This window comes from Niallia circulans NBRC 13626 (genome assembly GCF_001591585.1).
Taxonomy (GTDB): Bacteria; Bacillota; Bacilli; order Bacillales; family Cytobacillaceae; genus Niallia; species Niallia circulans.
Genome location: NZ_BCVE01000012.1, coordinates 1 through 17,779, shown reverse-complemented (window position 1 = coordinate 17,779; position 17,779 = coordinate 1). Strand labels below are relative to the sequence as shown.

At 36.5% G+C, this 17,779-nt stretch carries 7 protein-coding genes; 5 read left to right on the top strand and 2 right to left on the bottom strand.

The window, feature by feature from the left end; genetic code table 11:
* Window positions 1–21: 21 nt before the first annotated feature.
* Genes essC through essA form a run of 3 tightly spaced genes read left to right on the top strand, consistent with a single transcriptional unit; the run spans window position 22 to window position 8,010 of the window.
* On the top strand, window positions 22–4,509 hold the full coding sequence (gene essC, locus BCI01S_RS15120) for a type VII secretion protein EssC (protein WP_061799841.1): 4,488 nt from the start codon (window positions 22–24) through the stop codon (window positions 4,507–4,509).
* Window positions 4,509–7,508: a type VII secretion protein EsaA gene (gene esaA, locus BCI01S_RS15115; RefSeq protein WP_061799836.1), complete on the top strand. Its 3,000-nt coding sequence runs from the start codon at window positions 4,509–4,511 to the stop codon at window positions 7,506–7,508. The genes essC and esaA overlap by 1 nt, the downstream gene beginning before the upstream one ends.
* Window positions 7,495–8,010, top strand: a complete 516-nt coding sequence (essA, locus tag BCI01S_RS15110) for a type VII secretion protein EssA (RefSeq protein WP_061799832.1) — start codon at window positions 7,495–7,497, stop codon at window positions 8,008–8,010. Before esaA ends, essA begins: the two co-directional genes overlap by 14 nt.
* Window positions 8,011–8,071: 61 nt before the next feature.
* Here essA and BCI01S_RS15105 read toward each other — a convergent pair whose 3' ends face one another.
* Window positions 8,072–9,625, bottom strand: coding sequence for an ABC-F family ATP-binding cassette domain-containing protein (locus BCI01S_RS15105; protein WP_047941682.1), 1,554 nt, complete (start codon window positions 9,623–9,625; stop codon window positions 8,072–8,074).
* A 657-nt stretch (window positions 9,626–10,282) separates the two neighbouring features.
* Here BCI01S_RS15105 and BCI01S_RS15100 point away from each other — a divergent pair.
* On the top strand, window positions 10,283–11,233 hold the full coding sequence (locus tag BCI01S_RS15100; protein ID WP_061799831.1) for a glycoside hydrolase family 43 protein: 951 nt from the start codon (window positions 10,283–10,285) through the stop codon (window positions 11,231–11,233).
* A gap of 213 nt (window positions 11,234–11,446) precedes the next feature.
* On the opposite strand, the gene BCI01S_RS15095 is transcribed toward BCI01S_RS15100, so the two are convergent.
* Window positions 11,447–12,037, bottom strand: coding sequence for a LysE family transporter (locus tag BCI01S_RS15095; RefSeq protein ID WP_047941680.1), 591 nt, complete (start codon window positions 12,035–12,037; stop codon window positions 11,447–11,449).
* 1,044 nt (window positions 12,038–13,081) lie between these two features.
* Here BCI01S_RS15095 and BCI01S_RS15090 point away from each other — a divergent pair.
* The coding region (locus tag BCI01S_RS15090; RefSeq protein WP_061799826.1) for a 5'-nucleotidase C-terminal domain-containing protein at window positions 13,082–17,779 on the top strand (4,698 nt) is incomplete at its 3' end.

The following is a 17,779-nucleotide window of genomic DNA, read 5'->3' as shown; positions in this document are numbered from 1 at the left end:
GAACAATTGCGAGGTGATGTTATGTATACGCTGTTTCTTTTCCATGAACAAACCTATTATTCTATTAAATTAACAAAAAATAGCAGCATTACCATTGGTCCAGAATTTGGAGACAACATTACTCTTCCATCTTTCCCTTCTTCCATACTTGTAAGAGTGGGGGAAGATGACATGGCGACATATACGATAGATTCGACTGAAACTGTGATGGAAACAGAGAAGTTTTATCAACTAAGCCAGGAAAGGCAATGCCTTACGCTGTTTATGACAAGCAGGAAGAAGCTCGAAAAAACTTACTATATTGGAAATCAGTCTGAAGTAGTATGTATGGTAGCACCAGTTTCACAGGATGAAGAATGGAATTTCGACAAAAAATCTATTTACATAAAAAAAGCGCATATGCAACATGGCGAAAAAGGGCTTTCTTTAATAAAAAATCATAATCATATGGAAATTATTTCTAGAGATTCTACTGTTTATCTAAATGGCCATTTAGTTTTAGACAAACAAAAGCTAGAGGTTGGCGATATACTCTTCTGGAATGGCATATATGTTACATTGATGGATCAGGATGTGATTCAAATAGAAAGCTTCTATGAATTTGAGTCCTCTCTAAAAGAGATTTACCTTCCTCAATCGGAGATGATGAAACGCTATCCGAATTATCGGAGGACACCTAGAATGCTGTATGAATTGCCTAAGGAGAAAGTGCAGTTATCCTTTCCTGGTCAAGAATCGATCCACTCTAAAAGAAGTCTATGGCTAATCATTCTTCCACCTTTAGTGATGCTGATCGTGATGGGACTTGTTGCTTTATTAATACCAAGAGGAATTTTTATACTTATTTCTATCGTGATGTTCTCGATGACTATTATTACTTCCACGGTTCAGTATTTTAAAGAAAAGACAACAAGAAAAGAGCAAGAAGAAAGAAGAAAAAGAGTCTATTCTAATTATCTGGAAGAAAAAAGAAGTGAGCTTGAATCCTTAGCTTCAAAGCAGCGACAAGTACTGGAGTTTCATTTTCCATCTTTTGAAAGAATGAAATATTTGACAGAACAGATCTCTGACCGAATCTGGGAGCGAAGCATAGATAGTAAAGATTTTTTACAATTTCGACTGGGGACAGGGGATGTTCCTGCAAGTTACCAAATAAGTGTAAACTCTGCTGATTTATCCAATCGGGAGATGGATGAATTGCTTGAAAGGTCAAAGCATCTGCAGAAGTCCTATCAGCATGTGAAAAATCTTCCAATTACTGCGGATTTATCGAAAGGATCCATTGGACTTATTGGTAAGATGTCCGTATTAAAGGGAGAATTGCACCAAATCATTGGGCAGCTTGCATTTTTTCATAGTTATCATGATGTACGATTCCTTTTTATTTTTCATGAGGATGAATATAAGTACTGGGAATGGATGAAATGGCTGCCTCATTTTCAAATTCCTCAATCTTTTGCTAAAGGGTTTATTTATAATGAACAAACAAGGGATCAGCTATTGTCATCTATTTATGAATTGATCAGGGAAAGAGATGTGGAAGAAACAGATGAAAAAACTCGTTTTGCTCCCCATTTTGTTTTTATTGTTACGAATCAGGAACTCCTAGCTGAACATGTAATTCTGGAATATTTAGAAGGCTCTCACAGTCATCTGGGCATATCTGCTATCTTTGCAGGTGAAGCAAAAGAAAGCTTCTCAAATAATATTCATACATTGATTCGATATGTGAACGGAAGACAGGGCGATATATTAATCCAAAATAAAGCCGCAGTGCAGATTCCTTTTAATTTAGATAATCATGCTTTAAATGGTAATGAAGAGTATGCCCGTATGCTAAAAACACTTAATCATCAGGTGGGGGTTACTAATTCCATACCAGAAACTGTTTCGTTTATGGAGATGCTTAAGGTAAGAGATGTTGATGAAATACCAATTAAAGAAAATTGGCTGACAAATGAGTCTGCTAAAACATTGGCCGCTCCAATCGGACTGAAAGGTAAATCTGATATTGTCTATTTAAATCTCCATGAAAAAGCTCATGGACCACACGGATTGCTGGCAGGTACGACTGGGTCGGGGAAAAGTGAACTATTGCAAACGTATATTTTATCACTTGCAGTTCATTATCATCCACATGAAGTAGCTTTTTTGCTCATTGACTATAAAGGTGGAGGGATGGCACAGCCATTTCGAAATATGCCGCATTTGTTAGGTACTATTACTAATATTGAAGGCAGCAGAAACTTTAGTAATCGTGCTCTTGCTTCTATTAAAAGTGAACTTAAACGAAGACAGCGTTTGTTCGATAAATATGAAGTGAATCACATTAATGACTATACAAGCATGTATAAAAGGGGAGAAATTGAAGAGCCGCTGCCACATTTATTTCTTATTTCTGATGAATTTGCGGAATTAAAGAGCGAGGAGCCTGATTTCATTAAAGAATTGGTAAGTGCTGCTCGAATAGGGAGAAGTTTAGGGGTTCATCTAATATTGGCAACACAGAAGCCAGGTGGAGTAATTGATTCTCAAATCTGGAGTAATGCTCGTTTCCGAATTGCTCTTAAGGTCCAGAATGCAGAAGACAGCAGGGAGATTTTGAAGAACAGTGATGCAGCCTCTCTTACTGTTACTGGCAGGGGCTATCTGCAAGTCGGCAATAATGAAGTGTATGAATTATTCCAATCTGCATGGAGCGGTGCTAATTATCAAGAAGATTCTTCACAAATGGAAGATGAAATTGCGATTGTATCGGATCTGGGGTTAATTCCTTTATCTGAGCTATCCATACAGGAAAAAACGAAAGTGCAAGTGAACAGTGAGATTGATGTTATCGTGGGAAAAATAGAAGAGCTGCAAAAGGAGCTTCAGCTAACAAAACTATCAAGCCCATGGCTTCCACCTTTATCTCCAAGAATATATCGTCCAGATTATCAGCCTGATGAGAACTGCCGAAAAATTAATCTGGCTATGATAGATGATCCTGAAGCGCAAAGTCAATCGATCTATCCCTATACTTTGCTAGAAGATGGAAATGTTGGGGTCTTTGGCACATCTGGCTATGGAAAAACGCAGAGCTTGATTACTCTTCTTATGGGAATTGCCGAAAATTATTCTCCGGAAGAGGTCCATTTTTATTTAATGGATTTTGGCAATGGCGGATTGATGCCACTTAAGCAACTTCCTCATGTCGGTGAATTATTCTTAATGGATGAACAGCAAAAAATCAATAAGTTTATGGCTATTTTGCAGAATGAGATAAATATAAGAAAACAGCTTTTTCAGCAAACAGAAGTAAGTTCTATCTCTATGTATAATCAGCTAAGTGATGAGACGCTTCCAGTGTGGTTTATCGTGATTGATAATTACGATATTGTCAAAGAGGAAATGGCTGATTTAGAGGCACAGATAAATCAATTTGCTCGGGATGGTCAATCATTAGGAATATATATGTTCTTTGGCGCTACTCGTGTAAGTTCCATTAGACCGTCCTTGATGAATAATTTAAAGACGAAAATAGTGCATTACTTAATGGACCATACAGAAGCTTATTCTATTTTGGGAAGAATTCCTTATGAACCAGAGCCTATTCCAGGCAGGGCTATTATAAAAAAAGAAGGAATATATTTTACGCAGATTTTACTGTCTTGCATTGGTGATAATGATTTCGACCAGCTAACGGAACTCAAGGCATCCATTCAAAATCTACGGGAGAAACATGAATCCTGCCGAACTCCTCAAAGGGTTCCAATGCTTCCAAAAGAGTTAACTAACATTAGCTTTAAAGAATATATAAAGGACGAAAATTCAGTAGGTCTCATACCTATTGGTTTAGACGAAGAATCTGTCCAGCCTGTATTTGTTGATTTTCATGCTATGAATCATTTCATGATTTTAGGTCAAGCACAAAAAGGAAAGACAAATGTCATTAAGCTACTTATGAACCATGCCATCCAACAAGGAATGGAAGGAATTGGGATATGGGATTCTATCAATCGTGGGTTAGCCTATTTAGCAGAAGGTGACCAGGTTCAATATCTAACAGATCGAGGTACCGTTGCTAAATGGCTAGAATCTACTGAAGCCCTGCTTTTAGAAAGAAATCGTCAATATGATAAGGCGATTTTAGAAGGAAAGGCACTTCCGTTCTTTACTCCTTTGTTGTTTGTTGTAGATGGATATGGAAGATTACTTCAGGAAATAGACAATAGAATGCAGGAGATGATTGTGAGACTAATGAAAAATTATAGTCACTTAGGGTTTCAGATTGTAGTTTCAGGCAGTACTAATGAATTAACAAAAGGCTATGATCCGTTAACTTTAGAAATAAAGCAAATTAGGCAGGCATTGTTACTAATGAAGAAATCGGAGCAATCCTTGTACACTTTGTCATATGAGCGTAAGGAACCAGAAATCCAGCCTGGCTATGGATATTATGTAAAAAATGGGCTTGAGAGAAAAATTCAAATTCCTTTAGTGCTTATGGAGAGGAAGGTATATTCTTGATGGGAAAAGTGAAATTGTGGAAGATGGTTATTGCACTGGTTGTCATAATTGGTGTTCCAGTGTTATTTTTTCAGCTGATTGGAGATCATCCATTTCTGGAGAAGCCAAATACAACCAAAACAATTGCAGTTGTAAATGAAGATGCTGGTGTTGATATTGCTGGGGAACATAAACTTTTAGGGGGAGATGTATCTTCTATTCTCTCCAACGAGTCATCTTTTCAGTGGACTGTTGTTTCTAGAAGCGCTGGAGAGAATGGATTAAGGAATAAGAAATATGATGCTGTCATCTATATTCCATCTAATTTCTCTGAACAAGTGATGGCATATGAAGAAGAGAATCCTAGTAAAGTGACATTTAAATATAATGTTCAAAGTCAGTTAAATGCGGTAAATACTGAAAAAGTAAATTTGGAGATAGAAAGGGCTACCAAACGGGCAAATGAACGTATCAGTTCTTTATATTGGAATTATGTAGCGAACGATATGGAAATGGTACGCTCTGAATTTGAAGAAATTTTGCAAAAGGAAATAGACTTTCAGCAGACTATGCTAGCTTTCTATAAACCAAGTTCCAAGAATCTTGCTGACGAGATTTTAGAACAAGAGGGCGTATTAAAGTCCATGAAGTCATCTATTGAGCAAATCGGCACGCAAAGTGATAGTCAGAATCAATCTATGAAGTCATTTTCTGAGGATTTAAGCAGTTTAGTTGACTATATCAAGGCATATGAAGAGTATCAGCAACAACAAAAACAAAAATTGACAAACTTGCAGACTACTGCTCTTTCTACAATAAAGTCAGCGACAGAAGCTTCATCTCCTTATTTTGCTGAACAGTCACTTTTTTTGTCGGAGAATAATCAACAATTGATGAGTAACGCTAATTCCGTTTATGAAAAACTAGATAACAGTAAACGGTTATTAACATTACTAAAAGAAAATAGAATATTTGCTTTGGATAAACAAAGGGAAGCAATTTATGACTACCAGAGCAGAATGCTAGATTATTACAAGCAATTAATTGATACAAAATCCTTGAATTCTTTTCAAGAAAAGATAGTGAAAACCAAAGAAAAATTGGCAGAAGGGGAAGGCAGTTTGTTACCAGAAGCACCGCCAGAAAATCCAGAATACCCTAATTTGCCGACATCTGATGATGATAAGGATAGCGACGACCAAACAGGAGAACAATTTATATTAGAAAGTACGCATGCAAAGGAAGATTCAAATACTGCTAATGGAGCAAACAGGGAAACGAAAAATTCATCTGCAGAAGAGCAGTTAGCACAAATGGAAGAATTATTGAAAAAGCTTCATGAGTATTTACAGGCAGATGAACAAATTCCGGATGAAAGTAAGAGTCAGTTCGAAATACAATTAAAGGACATTCAAAAAAAATTAGAGGATGTGAAGCAATCACTTAAAACGAGTAACGAGGGTAATAACCAAATTATTCAGCAATTGAAAGAAAAAATTGCTGCACTTCTTACAGACAATGAAACGTTGGCAAATACGATCAAAGAGCTTACAGAAAATAAAAATTCTCTTACCGAAGAGAATAGATTGTTGAAAGAATATATAGAATCTCTCACAGAAGTAAATGATGAGCTGCGGGAACAGCTGACACTTCTTACGAATAATATGAATTCTATTATAACTAGAATAGAAGAGAAAGAAGAGGCAATTTTAGCATCACCAGCACTGTCTGGGGATAGAAAACATAGCCTTGAAACTTGGTTCCATAAGGAATTTCTTACTGGAGATATTATGGATTTGCTTTATTACTATGCTTATCTAGATCAATATGAAACGACGTTGAACAACATGCTTTCTGAGAACAACGCAAAGAGCGAAGTAATGAAAAACGAACAATTCCTTACACAGCTTACAAGGATTTTTCAATTAACAGATGCGGAAACTACTGCTTGGACAAATGTGGAAATAGAAATGCCGACAATTGGAGATGGCTTAACAGCACTTCAAGACCAATTTATTGTATTCTTGGCTAAATCAAAAGAAAGCCTAGACACACATCATACAGAATTAGCCCAGAATTTATCCGAGATTAAAACAGAAGGGGAAGCATTACTTCAGCAAATACAGCAAGGGGAACAAACTGCGGCGCATGAACCAGGATCGGCAAAGGGAATTCAACTGGTAGCGGTACATTCACAAATCATCGAGCAAGTAAATGCTATTCATTCTTCCATAAAAGAAGCAGGAAAGCACCAGCAGACTGTTATTGACCATACGAATGAACTGCATGATGAAGTTTCGTTTGTACAGACAGATGCAGATACCTTAAATAATAAATGGGCTGTAAATGTAGATTCAACAAGAAAAATAAAGGATGATGTCTTTAGTGTTCTGCAAAATGCATTTATTGAAGGACGCTCTAAAGGCGACGTTTATAATTTCTTATCTAGTCCACTTCAATTAACAGCTGGTGCAAGTGAAGTGAAACAGGAAAAAAATATTCCGCCTGTGGTTATTATGTTTATTGTCTTAATTAGCAGCTTGCTAATTGGGTATACAACCTATTACTTTAAACGTATTCCATTGTGGTTCCGTGGAACAGTCTTTCTTTTACTTAATTTGATTGTCGGCTTTGTGATTAGTTTATATGGATTAAATATCTATGAACTCTCTCAAGCTAGTACGATGCAATGGACTGTATTTACTATCCTTTTATTATTAGTGAGTTCTAGTATAATTGCAGTCAGTTTTGCAGCACAAAAACTTCTTGGTTTATTCCTTACAGTCGGATTAATTATTTTATATGTAACACCACTATTAGCTTTAACAACACCGAATTTCAGTTATGATGATCCGATGTCCAAAGTTTATATGTCTATTCAATATGGAACGCAATCGTTATTTGCTCCGGCAGCAATCATTCTATTGATTGGGCTACTGCTGCTGATAGGAGTACAAATTCTTATAGAAAGATGGAAAAGCAAGGAAATAGAGGATGAGTCGAGAAATGAATCGGTTTAGTAAAAAAATCTTTCTTAGTCTAATCTTATTTGTATTCATGGCTATCTTCAGTTGGCTGACCGAGCAAACGGCAAGGGCGGATTCCCTGATTGATAGATTACAGCCCAATGAATACGAAAGCAGTCGTAATCTAAAGAATACAGATTTTCTAAAAGAATCGAGTCAATCATCTAAGACAGATGCTTTAACGGCAGAAAAACGTGCTATTTCTTTTGATGGAAGCAAAGTAAATGACCATGACGAATGGAAAGGGCAGCTTTTTACACAAAAGATGGAAACAGGCAGTAGCATTACTAGGAAAGCAGAAAAACTTCAGTTATTTACAGATGATGAAGAGAATGTTCACTACAGAGTGGACAGGATAGGAGAGGAAAATTCTACAGAGCTATCGATGGCTTTATTGATAAGCATTTTAATTGGCATTTGTCTTTTGCTTCTCATTCTTATATTATTTGTCTTTTATCGGAGTAATCTGAAAGTGACAAGGAAAGGAAACCTGTAAGACAAAAAGAATATGGGGTACCCAATTGGAATTAATTCATTGGGTACCCCTCAATCATTATTTAAAACACTTTCGTTGTCCAATCTTCACAATTCCAAATATCAGTCGCAATTTCACGATAGAAATCTGGTTCGTGGGATACCATTAAGATGCTTCCGCGATATTCCTTTAAAGCACGCTTCAGTTCTTCTTTTGCATCTACATCTAAGTGATTGGTAGGTTCATCTAGTATTAATAAATTCGTTTCTGTGTTTAAAATTTTGCACAAGCGAACCTTGGCTTTTTCCCCACCAGAAAGGACTTCAATTTTACTTTCAATATGCTTCGTTGTTAATCCACACTTTGCAAGAGCAGCACGAACTTCCGCCTGATTCATACTTGGGAATTCGCTCCAAATTTCTTCAATACAAGTGTTGTAGTTGGATTCTTTCACTTCTTGCTCGAAGTAACCGATGTGTTGATAATCACCGCGCTCTACTTTACCCGAAAGAGGATTAATCAAGCCGAGAATACTTTTTAAAAGTGTAGACTTACCAATACCGTTTGCCCCAACGAAGGCAATCTTTTGTCCCCGTTCCATTTTCAGATTAAGCGGGCGAGAAAGTGGTTCGTTATAACCGATAACAAGATCCTCCGTCTCGAAAATCCAGCGACTGGCTGCGCGAGCTTCTTTGAATTTAAACTCTGGTTTTGGTTTTTCTTTCCCTAATTCAATAATGTCCATTTTGTCGAGCTTCTTTTGACGAGACATGGCCATATTACGAGTCGCAACACTTGCTTTGTTACGAGCAACAAAATCTTTCAAATTAGCGATTTCTTGTTGTTGACGCTTGTAAGCAGACTCTAGCTGCTGCTTTTTCATTTCATATATTTTTAAGAAGTTATCATAATCGCCAGCGTAGCGATTCAATTCTTGGTTTTCCATGTGGTAAATCAAGTTAACAACACTGTTTAAGAAGGGAATATCATGGGAAATCAAGATAAACGCATTCTCATATTCTTGTAAATAGCGCTTCAGCCATTCGATATGCTGTTCATCCAAGTAGTTTGTAGGCTCATCTAGTAATAGAATTTCAGGCTTTTCTAGTAATAGCTTAGCCAGCAGCACTTTTGTACGCTGCCCACCGCTAAGATCAGCTACATCACGATCTAGTCCGACATCGTCTAAACCAAGACCACGAGCAACTTCCTCGACTTTTGCATTAATTTGATAGAAATCGTTACTATCTAGCGTTTCTTGCAGCTCCCCCACTTCTGCAAGTAATGCATCAATATCAGCGCCTTCATCGCCCATTTTTGCATAAAGTTCATTAATCTCTGTTTCTGCATCAAAAAGATATTGAAAAGCAGTGCTTAGTGCTTCACGCATCGTCGTTCCTTTTTGAAGGACAGCATGCTGATCTAAATAACCAACACGGACTTTTCGTGACCACTCAATTTTTCCTTCATCAGGCTGCAGCTTCCCAGTAACAATATTCATGAAAGTTGATTTACCTTCACCATTTGCGCCAACTAGTCCAACGTGTTCTCCTTTTAAAAGCCGAAAAGACACATCATTAAATATTGCACGATCACCGAAACCGTGACTTAAATTCTTTACGTTTAATACGCTCATTCTTTTAACCCCTTTTCTACTATCACATGTGGATATCATACTTGATTTAGACTGGATTTTCTAACTTGAAATTTATATTGTCTAAAATGCCATTCAATTTGGAAGGTAAGGAAAGTTTACGATTTCTTCATTAATTGGATATGGAATTATTTTTTTGCTTTTTATAATAGGATAAAAATCTATTATACAATATGATAGAAGGTTTTCCCATATGGGAATAGTTGAATAAAAAATGAAATAATTGGTTGATTACTAAAAAGAAATTTAGAGGATACATTCCATTGAAAGGCGAAAAGATAGAGCGTAAACAGATAATCTGTAATCTGCTTAACTTAAAAAAAGTGCAGCCTATTCATACTCTTTGGTAATTTTAAAGGAAAAGAAAGAAATGTAGAGAATAAATAGATTAGATAAGTAAAGAGAGAGCAGGGAGATGGTATGGAATTCGAGGATTAATGAAATTAGAAATATTCATTTAGGAGATTAATAGGATAAAGATTATATATTTTCGGTGAAACGGGATTCTATATAAAGGGGGGATATAACGGAGAAGCAGAGTTTGCTCCTTCTCTGATTATAGCTGTTAATAGGAAGAAAAAATGAAAACCCTTACTTTGCGGCCGGTTTCATCATAAAAAAAGGTTAGAGGAGGAAACGATGAGCAAATTAACTTTTTATAACCCAATTCTAGAACCAGGGGCAGATCCTTGGGTGTATAAAGATAATAATACTTACTATTTTATGGTAACGAAAAGGACAAGACTTGATTTATGGAAGTCACCTACATTAAGTGGAATAGCAAAAGGGAGTTGTAAAACGATTTGGACTGCTCCGAGTGAAGGAATCAATTGTGCTAATATTTGGGCTCCAGAAATTCATCGGATAAATGGGATATGGTATATATATTTCACAGCGAATGACGGAATAGGTGATGATCAATCAAGGAAGATTTTTGTGTTAGAGAATTCCGCGGAAGATCCGTTTAACGGGGATTGGGTAGAGAGGGGGTATGTAAATACAGAGTACCCTGGTTTAGATGGAACGATTTTTGAACATAAAGGTCGACTTTATTTTGTTTATGCTGGATATGGGAACTTTCCTGAGTATGGATCAGCTCTATATATAGCCGAGATGGAAAATCCGTGGACAATTACTGGTCCGAATATATTATTGTCAAAACCTGAGTATGATTGGGAGAAGCAAGGGGGAATGGCGATTAATGAGGGACCGGTAATGTTAAAGAGAAATAATAAGTTGTTTCTAATCTATTCTGCAAGTACCACTTGGTCAGATGATTATAGTTTAGGGATGTTAACAATCTCAGAGAATGAGGATGTCATGAATCCCCAGATTTGGTTTAAATCTACAGAGCCTGTGTTTAAGAAAAGTATCGAAAATAAGGTATTCGCTCCTGGCCATAACAGTTTTACACAATCCCCTGATGGTACAGAAGATTGGATTGTTTATCATGCTATCTCCGAATCAGAAGGAGGAAGCCAGCGACGAAGTACCCGGATTCAAAAATTCAATTGGAATGCCGATGGTTCTCCTAATTTTGGAATCCCATTATGTACATCAACACCGATTACCGTTCCTTCTGGTGAGTGATAAGGAGGGAACAGAGAAATTCGGGAAGAGGAAGGTCGCTGCAGTGGAAATTTCCAAAAAGATAATGATATTAAAGTGAAGGGTAATAGATGAATTTTTTCGATTGTTTTTAGAGAAGGAAGCGTTCAGCAAGAAAAAGTGGTCATTCCACTTTATTATTTGGAAAATTGGAGGGGGGATTCACCACCCTCCTCCTTGTCGTATGTATGCATTTTAATGTAAAACAATGGAAATGGCACTATATATTAATAACAAGGCCATTATGATATTAAATGGCTTCTGATACTTTGATAATGACTTCTGAAAGATGGAGCCAAATATACTCCAACATAATGAGCTGAGAAATCCGATAATCCCTAAAAATAATGAAAAGATAAAATAACTAAAGTAAGAAGTGTAGTAAGGTAATATAAAGGTTGATACAACTGTAATCCCATACAAGATCCCTTTTGGATTAATAAATTGTATTAAAACACCTATTAAAAAAAGATTTTTGTTCGTCTCGTCATTTTTTTCGTTATTATTGATACCTTTACTGGTAAGTGTTTTATAAGCTAAGTACAGAATATAGCCGACCCCTAAAATAGTTAAAGGTATCTTTATAATAGGCAGGATACTTATAAGCAAAAGATTAAAAATACTACACATCAAGGCTAAAACAAAAAAGCCGGCTGAAACCCCCAGACTGAACTTAATAGTTTTTTTAAATCCATATTTATTAGCAAACGACATTGCCATAAAATTATTTGGACCTGGAGTAAAGCTGCTAACTAATACAAACAAAAGGAATGATAAAAAGGGCATATTTAACCTCCATTTCTACTTGATAGATTGTAATCTATGAAGATAACAATCAGACTGTAAACAAACTTCTGTATCTGGAAATAGAAGATGGAATAGAGTATATTTATTAATCTCTTTGAATCAGGTTCTTGCTTTTTGCTCCGGGGTTCGCTTTCCATGGGTCTCGCGTGATCCGCGTAACTCCTTTATCCTGCAGGGCATCAAGATGTCTCGCTAATCCACAGAATCCTCACCTCACTATATTCCAAGAAACGCATGAAAATACAATTCTACTTCTCCAATATCTTTTTGTCGACAAACTGAATGTAATCTCTAAAGATTACAATATATCACACTTTTTATATTATACAAAGTAGTGTTTGGTGAATTTTTCTAAATATCAAAATTCGATACAATTTAGGGCTGAATTTTTAGAATTCAGCTTTTTTTAGTAGGAAGTAAATATAAATTTTTTTAAGAAATGGAGCAATGCTGGTTGATAGGAGTTTGTTACTAGTTTTTTATCTAGTTTCAAGAAACATAGAAAGAAGAAGTTTGTCTTTTTAAAGGGTTTATTTTGAATTTATGTTACAAGAAACGCTTTCTTAATTTAAAAAACCTATCCATATGACGACAAATAGCATTAAAATTCTATTTTTTTTGTAAATTCTTTATATTTTTGTAAATGAGTCTTGTTAAGCGATTTATATCATTATACAATGATTCACGGATAGGTTTGTTATATTTTAATAGTAAAAATATAACTTATTATCCGTCGATTAATTGTATAGGTGTTTAGGCCTATGACATTTTATGAGCTACAACTATATTGTCTGAAAAAGGATGTGACAAAGAAACTAGCTAATTTTGCACTGGTACAGTGGATTATGGAAAAGTTATGGGTGGGAAACTGCATATGGAAAACTACTATTCTATTAGGATAATTTTCTAACAGGACAAGGACCTTAGTAGTTCATCTTAAGAAGCTTGTATTTCAAACAAGATAGTCTCCTTTCGAGACGTCCGAATCATGAAGCTAATCTAAAAAATATGAGGAGAAAAAACATGAAAAGAAGAAATAAGAGGAATCTTAGTGTTATTACGATAATTGCTATACTTTTTAGTTTATTCTCACCAGTAGCTAATCTAAATGTAAAGGCTGAAACGGTTGTAGCTACAGATTTGATTATCTCGGAATATATTGAAGGAAGCAGCTTTAATAAGGCGATTGAGTTATATAACGGAACTGGCTCTGATCTTGATTTAAGTCAGTACAGCCTTGGAATTCATACAAATGGTGCCGAGGAAATTTCGCATAAGCTCTCCCTGAACGGCACATTAAAAAATGGCGAGACATATGTTATTTATCATGGTCAAGCCGATGAAAAAATAAAGGCAAAAGGAAATCTAGAAAATTCGACGGTGATTAATTTTAATGGTAACGATCCTCTTGTTCTATTAAAAGGAGAATCTATTATTGATTCCATTGGCCAGGTTGGCTCGAATGCTGATTTTGCTAAAGACGTTACGTTAATTAGAAATAGTGATGTTTTATCAGGTGACAAAAATGTTAAAGACAGTTTTGATCGAAATGTAGAATGGACGAACAAAGGAATTAATTACTTTGATAATCTTGGCATACATACTTTTGGTACAGCTGCTCCTGAAGAGCCTGCAGAACCGGAACCTGCTATTTCGATCGCAGATGCGCGTGAACTTGGCGCTGGCAAAACAGTTACGATAGAAGGTATTGTGACAACAAATTCAGGACTTTGGGGAAGCGAAACTTTTTATATGCAAGATTCCACTGCTGGAATGTATGTATATGCTAGTCCTAAATCTGTTAAGCCAGGAGAGAAAGTAAAAATAACGGGCGTATTGAAGACATATAAAAATGAACTGGAAATCGAACCAGAAAGCCTTGATATCGTGTCTTCAAACAATGATCTGCCAGCAGCACAGTCTGTTACGGAAGTAACTGATTCCACACAAGGTGAATTGCTTACGTTACAAAACGTTACAATTTCTGAAATGACAAAGGATAGCTATGGCACTGCTACATTCCAAGCTGTATTTGAAAGTGGGGAAAAGGTACGTGTTATTCATGATAATCGTACAGGTTCCACTTATGATGACTTAATTAAGCAATACAAAGAAGGAGATAAAGTTCATCTTACCGGAATCGGATCAATTGATGAAACGGGGTATCATCTAAAAACTACTGGTCTTAATAGCTATGATTTAGTGAACAAGCCAGCCGTTTATTCCACACAAACACCAGGGGTAGTTCCAGCTGGTACAAAGGTTGAGTTGAATTCTGGTCTAGAAGATGCTGCTATTTACTACACAACAGATGGTTCTACACCAACTGAAACAAGTGTAAAATACACACAGCCAATCGCTTTAAAAACAGGTGAAACTACGATTAAAGCAATTGCTGTAACAAATGGTACAGTAAGTGATGTATTTAGCTTTACTTTTAAAATTCTAAATACGGAAAATCTCCGTATCCATGATATACAAGGAAAAGGGCATATTTCTGAATATAATGGTTCTTCTGTTACGAACATAACTGGTGTTGTAACCCATGTATTTGGTTCAAGCAGTTTTGTTATGCAGGATGTGGATGGAGCAGATACAGATATCGAAACATCTGAAGCAATTGAAGTATACAAGTCCTCTCATGGGGTTTCTGTTGGAGACAAAGTTTCCGTTAATGGAACTGTTACAGAATATGGTGGAGGAGCTAATCTGTCTAAAACACAAATTACCGCAACATCCATTACTAAAGATGGAACGGCTGAACTACCGGCTCCACTTATTATTGGGAAAGATATTTTTCCTCCAAACAAAGTAATTGATAATGATGAAATGACATCTTTTGATCCAGATGAAGATGGGATCGACTTTTGGGAATCTCTTGAATATATGCGTGTATCATTCCCAGATGCACTAGTAGTAGGACCTCCATATTCGAATGATGTACCTATTATTGTGGAAAGCACGACGAATAATACATTAAATAATCAAGGTGGATTAAATATTGCTGAAGACGATTATAATCCAGAAAAAATCTTTTTAGATAATGTGGGAAGTGATTTCCAGCCAGGTGATAAGTTTAATGGTGACGTTGTCGGTGTCGTAACCTATTCAAGTAATGGTTATCAATTATCTGTTAATAAAAACGAATTACCTACTTTAACAAAATCCAATTTAACACAAGAAGTTACTCATATTGTCCCGGCAGAAGATAAATTAACTGTGGCTTCATACAATATTGAGAATTTCTCTAACAATAAAGCAAACACTCCAGATGCCAAAGTAGCTAAAATTGCCAAGTCATTTGTAGAAAACATGAAATCTCCTGATATTATTACGTTAGTAGAGGTTCAGGATAATGATGGAGAAACTGATTCAGGAAATTCTGATGCATCAGAAAGTTATCAACGTTTAATCAATGCAATTGTTGCTGCAGGTGGTCCAGCATATAAATGGATAGACGTGGCTCCTGTAAATAACACAAACGGTGGAGCTCCTGGTGGCAATATTCGTGTTGGTCATCTTTACAACCCTGAACGTGTAACATTGGTTGAAGGAACGAAAGGAAAAGCAACGGAAGCAAATGGTTGGACGGAAACAGGGAACCTTACATTAAACCCAGGTGTTATTAATCCACAAGCATTTAGTAACACACGTAAACCACTTGCTGCAGAATTCGAATTTAAAGGTCAGCGTGTTGTAGTAATCGGAAACCATTTGAATTCTAAAGGTGGAGATCAATCTTTATGGGGAGCTAACCAGCCGCCTGTACTGTCTTCTGAAGCAGAGCGTATCAAGCTTGCACAAGAAGTAAACAACTTTATTAAAGAAGGGCTTGCTAAAAACCCTAACTTAAACGTGGTTGTAACTGGAGACATGAATGATTTTGAATTTACACCGGCTCTTAAGGCTTTAAAGGGTGAGATTTTAACAAATATGGTGGAAAAGGTTCCAGCTGAAGATCGTTTCTCCTACTTCTTCCAAGGTAACAACCAAGTACTAGACCATATTTTAGTAACAAATAGATTAGCAAATGTAACAACGGCTGATATGATTCATATTAATGCAAACTTTACGGAAGCAACTGGACAAGCATCTGACCATGATCCAGTAATGATTCAACTTGATTTATCTAATTTACCAGAAGTACCTGATTTAACTATTATGCATACTAATGATATCCACTCTGCTTTGGATAACATACCGAAGACAGTTACTGCTGTAAAAGAAATAAGAGCAGCAAATCCAGATGCCCTTCTCCTTCATGCAGGAGACCAATTTACAGGGACCTTATACTTTAATGAATTCCAAGGAAAAGCTGATTTAGCGATGCTGAACTTGCTTGGCATTGATGCAATGACCTTTGGAAACCATGAATTTGATTTAGGTTCTTCTGTAGAAGGCCATCAGGCGCTAGCTGACTTTATTAAGGGAGCAAACTTCCCATTTGTCAGTGCGAACGTTGACTTTTCAAAAGATGGGAAATTTACTGGACTTCAGAACAAATCGATTGAGTCAAACAGTGAAAACGGAAAGATATATAATGGCATTGTCAAAGAAGTAAATGGAGAGAAGGTTGGGATTTTCGGATTAACGACAGCGGAAACGGCTGACATTTCTAGCCCAGGATCGATTGCTTTTGAAAACTATTTGAAAGAAGCAGAAAAGGCAGTAGAAGCTTTTGAAGAAGCTGGGGTAAATCGAATTGTTGCCTTGACCCATATTGGATATGACGATAATGCAGCAATTGATAATGATTTAATTCTTGCGGAAAAAGTAGAAGGTATTGACGTGATTGTCGGAGGTCATAGCCATACAACATTGGAGAAACCAGTAATAGTAGACGAGGATGAAACACCTACGTTAATTGTTCAAACTGGTAACTCCAACAGTAATCTTGGCGTTTTAAATGTAACTTTTGATGAAAATGATGTAGTGAAGACTTATGACGGTCACTTAGTAGCTATCGGTGCTCAAGAAGAGGATAAAGAAGCTGTTAAAGTATTGGAGCCATTTAAAGAGAAAATTAATCAAGTGGCTAAAACGGAAATCGGCGTGTCATCACCAATTGCATTAGAAAGTCCACGTACGAATGGCGATGATACAAAACCAAGTGTCCGCAAGAATGAAACGATTTTAGGAAACTTGATTACAGATGGAATGCTTGAGAAGTCAAGAACGTTCACTGGTAAAAATATTATTATGGCCCTGCAAAATGGCGGGGGAATCCGTGCAGCAATTGATAAAGGACCAATCACAGTTGGTGAAATAATCACTGTTCTTCCATTTAACAACACATTAGCAACCATGGATGTAACAGGTGCTGAGCTAAAAGAGGCGTTTGAAATTTCTCTAGGTCAGTATCCAGCAGAAAATGGTGGTTTCTTACATGTAGCGGGTGGAAAAGTAGTATATGATGAAACAAAACAATCTGGAGAGCGAATTGTATCTGTTTCCTATTTAAATGAAGCTGGTAAATATGTAGAAGTTCAAGATGATACGATGTACACAATTGCTACAAACGCGTTTACTGCTAAAGGCGGAGACGGCTATGACGTTTTTGCTAAAGCTTATGCAGAAGGCCGCGTTACAGACCTAGGGCTATCTGATTGGGAAAACTTCCGTGACCATTTAATAAGTATTGGAAGTGAAGGAATACCTACTGAAGTAGAAGGAAGAATTATTGATGTGAGTCAAGAGCCGGGTGAAGAACCAGGACAAGGG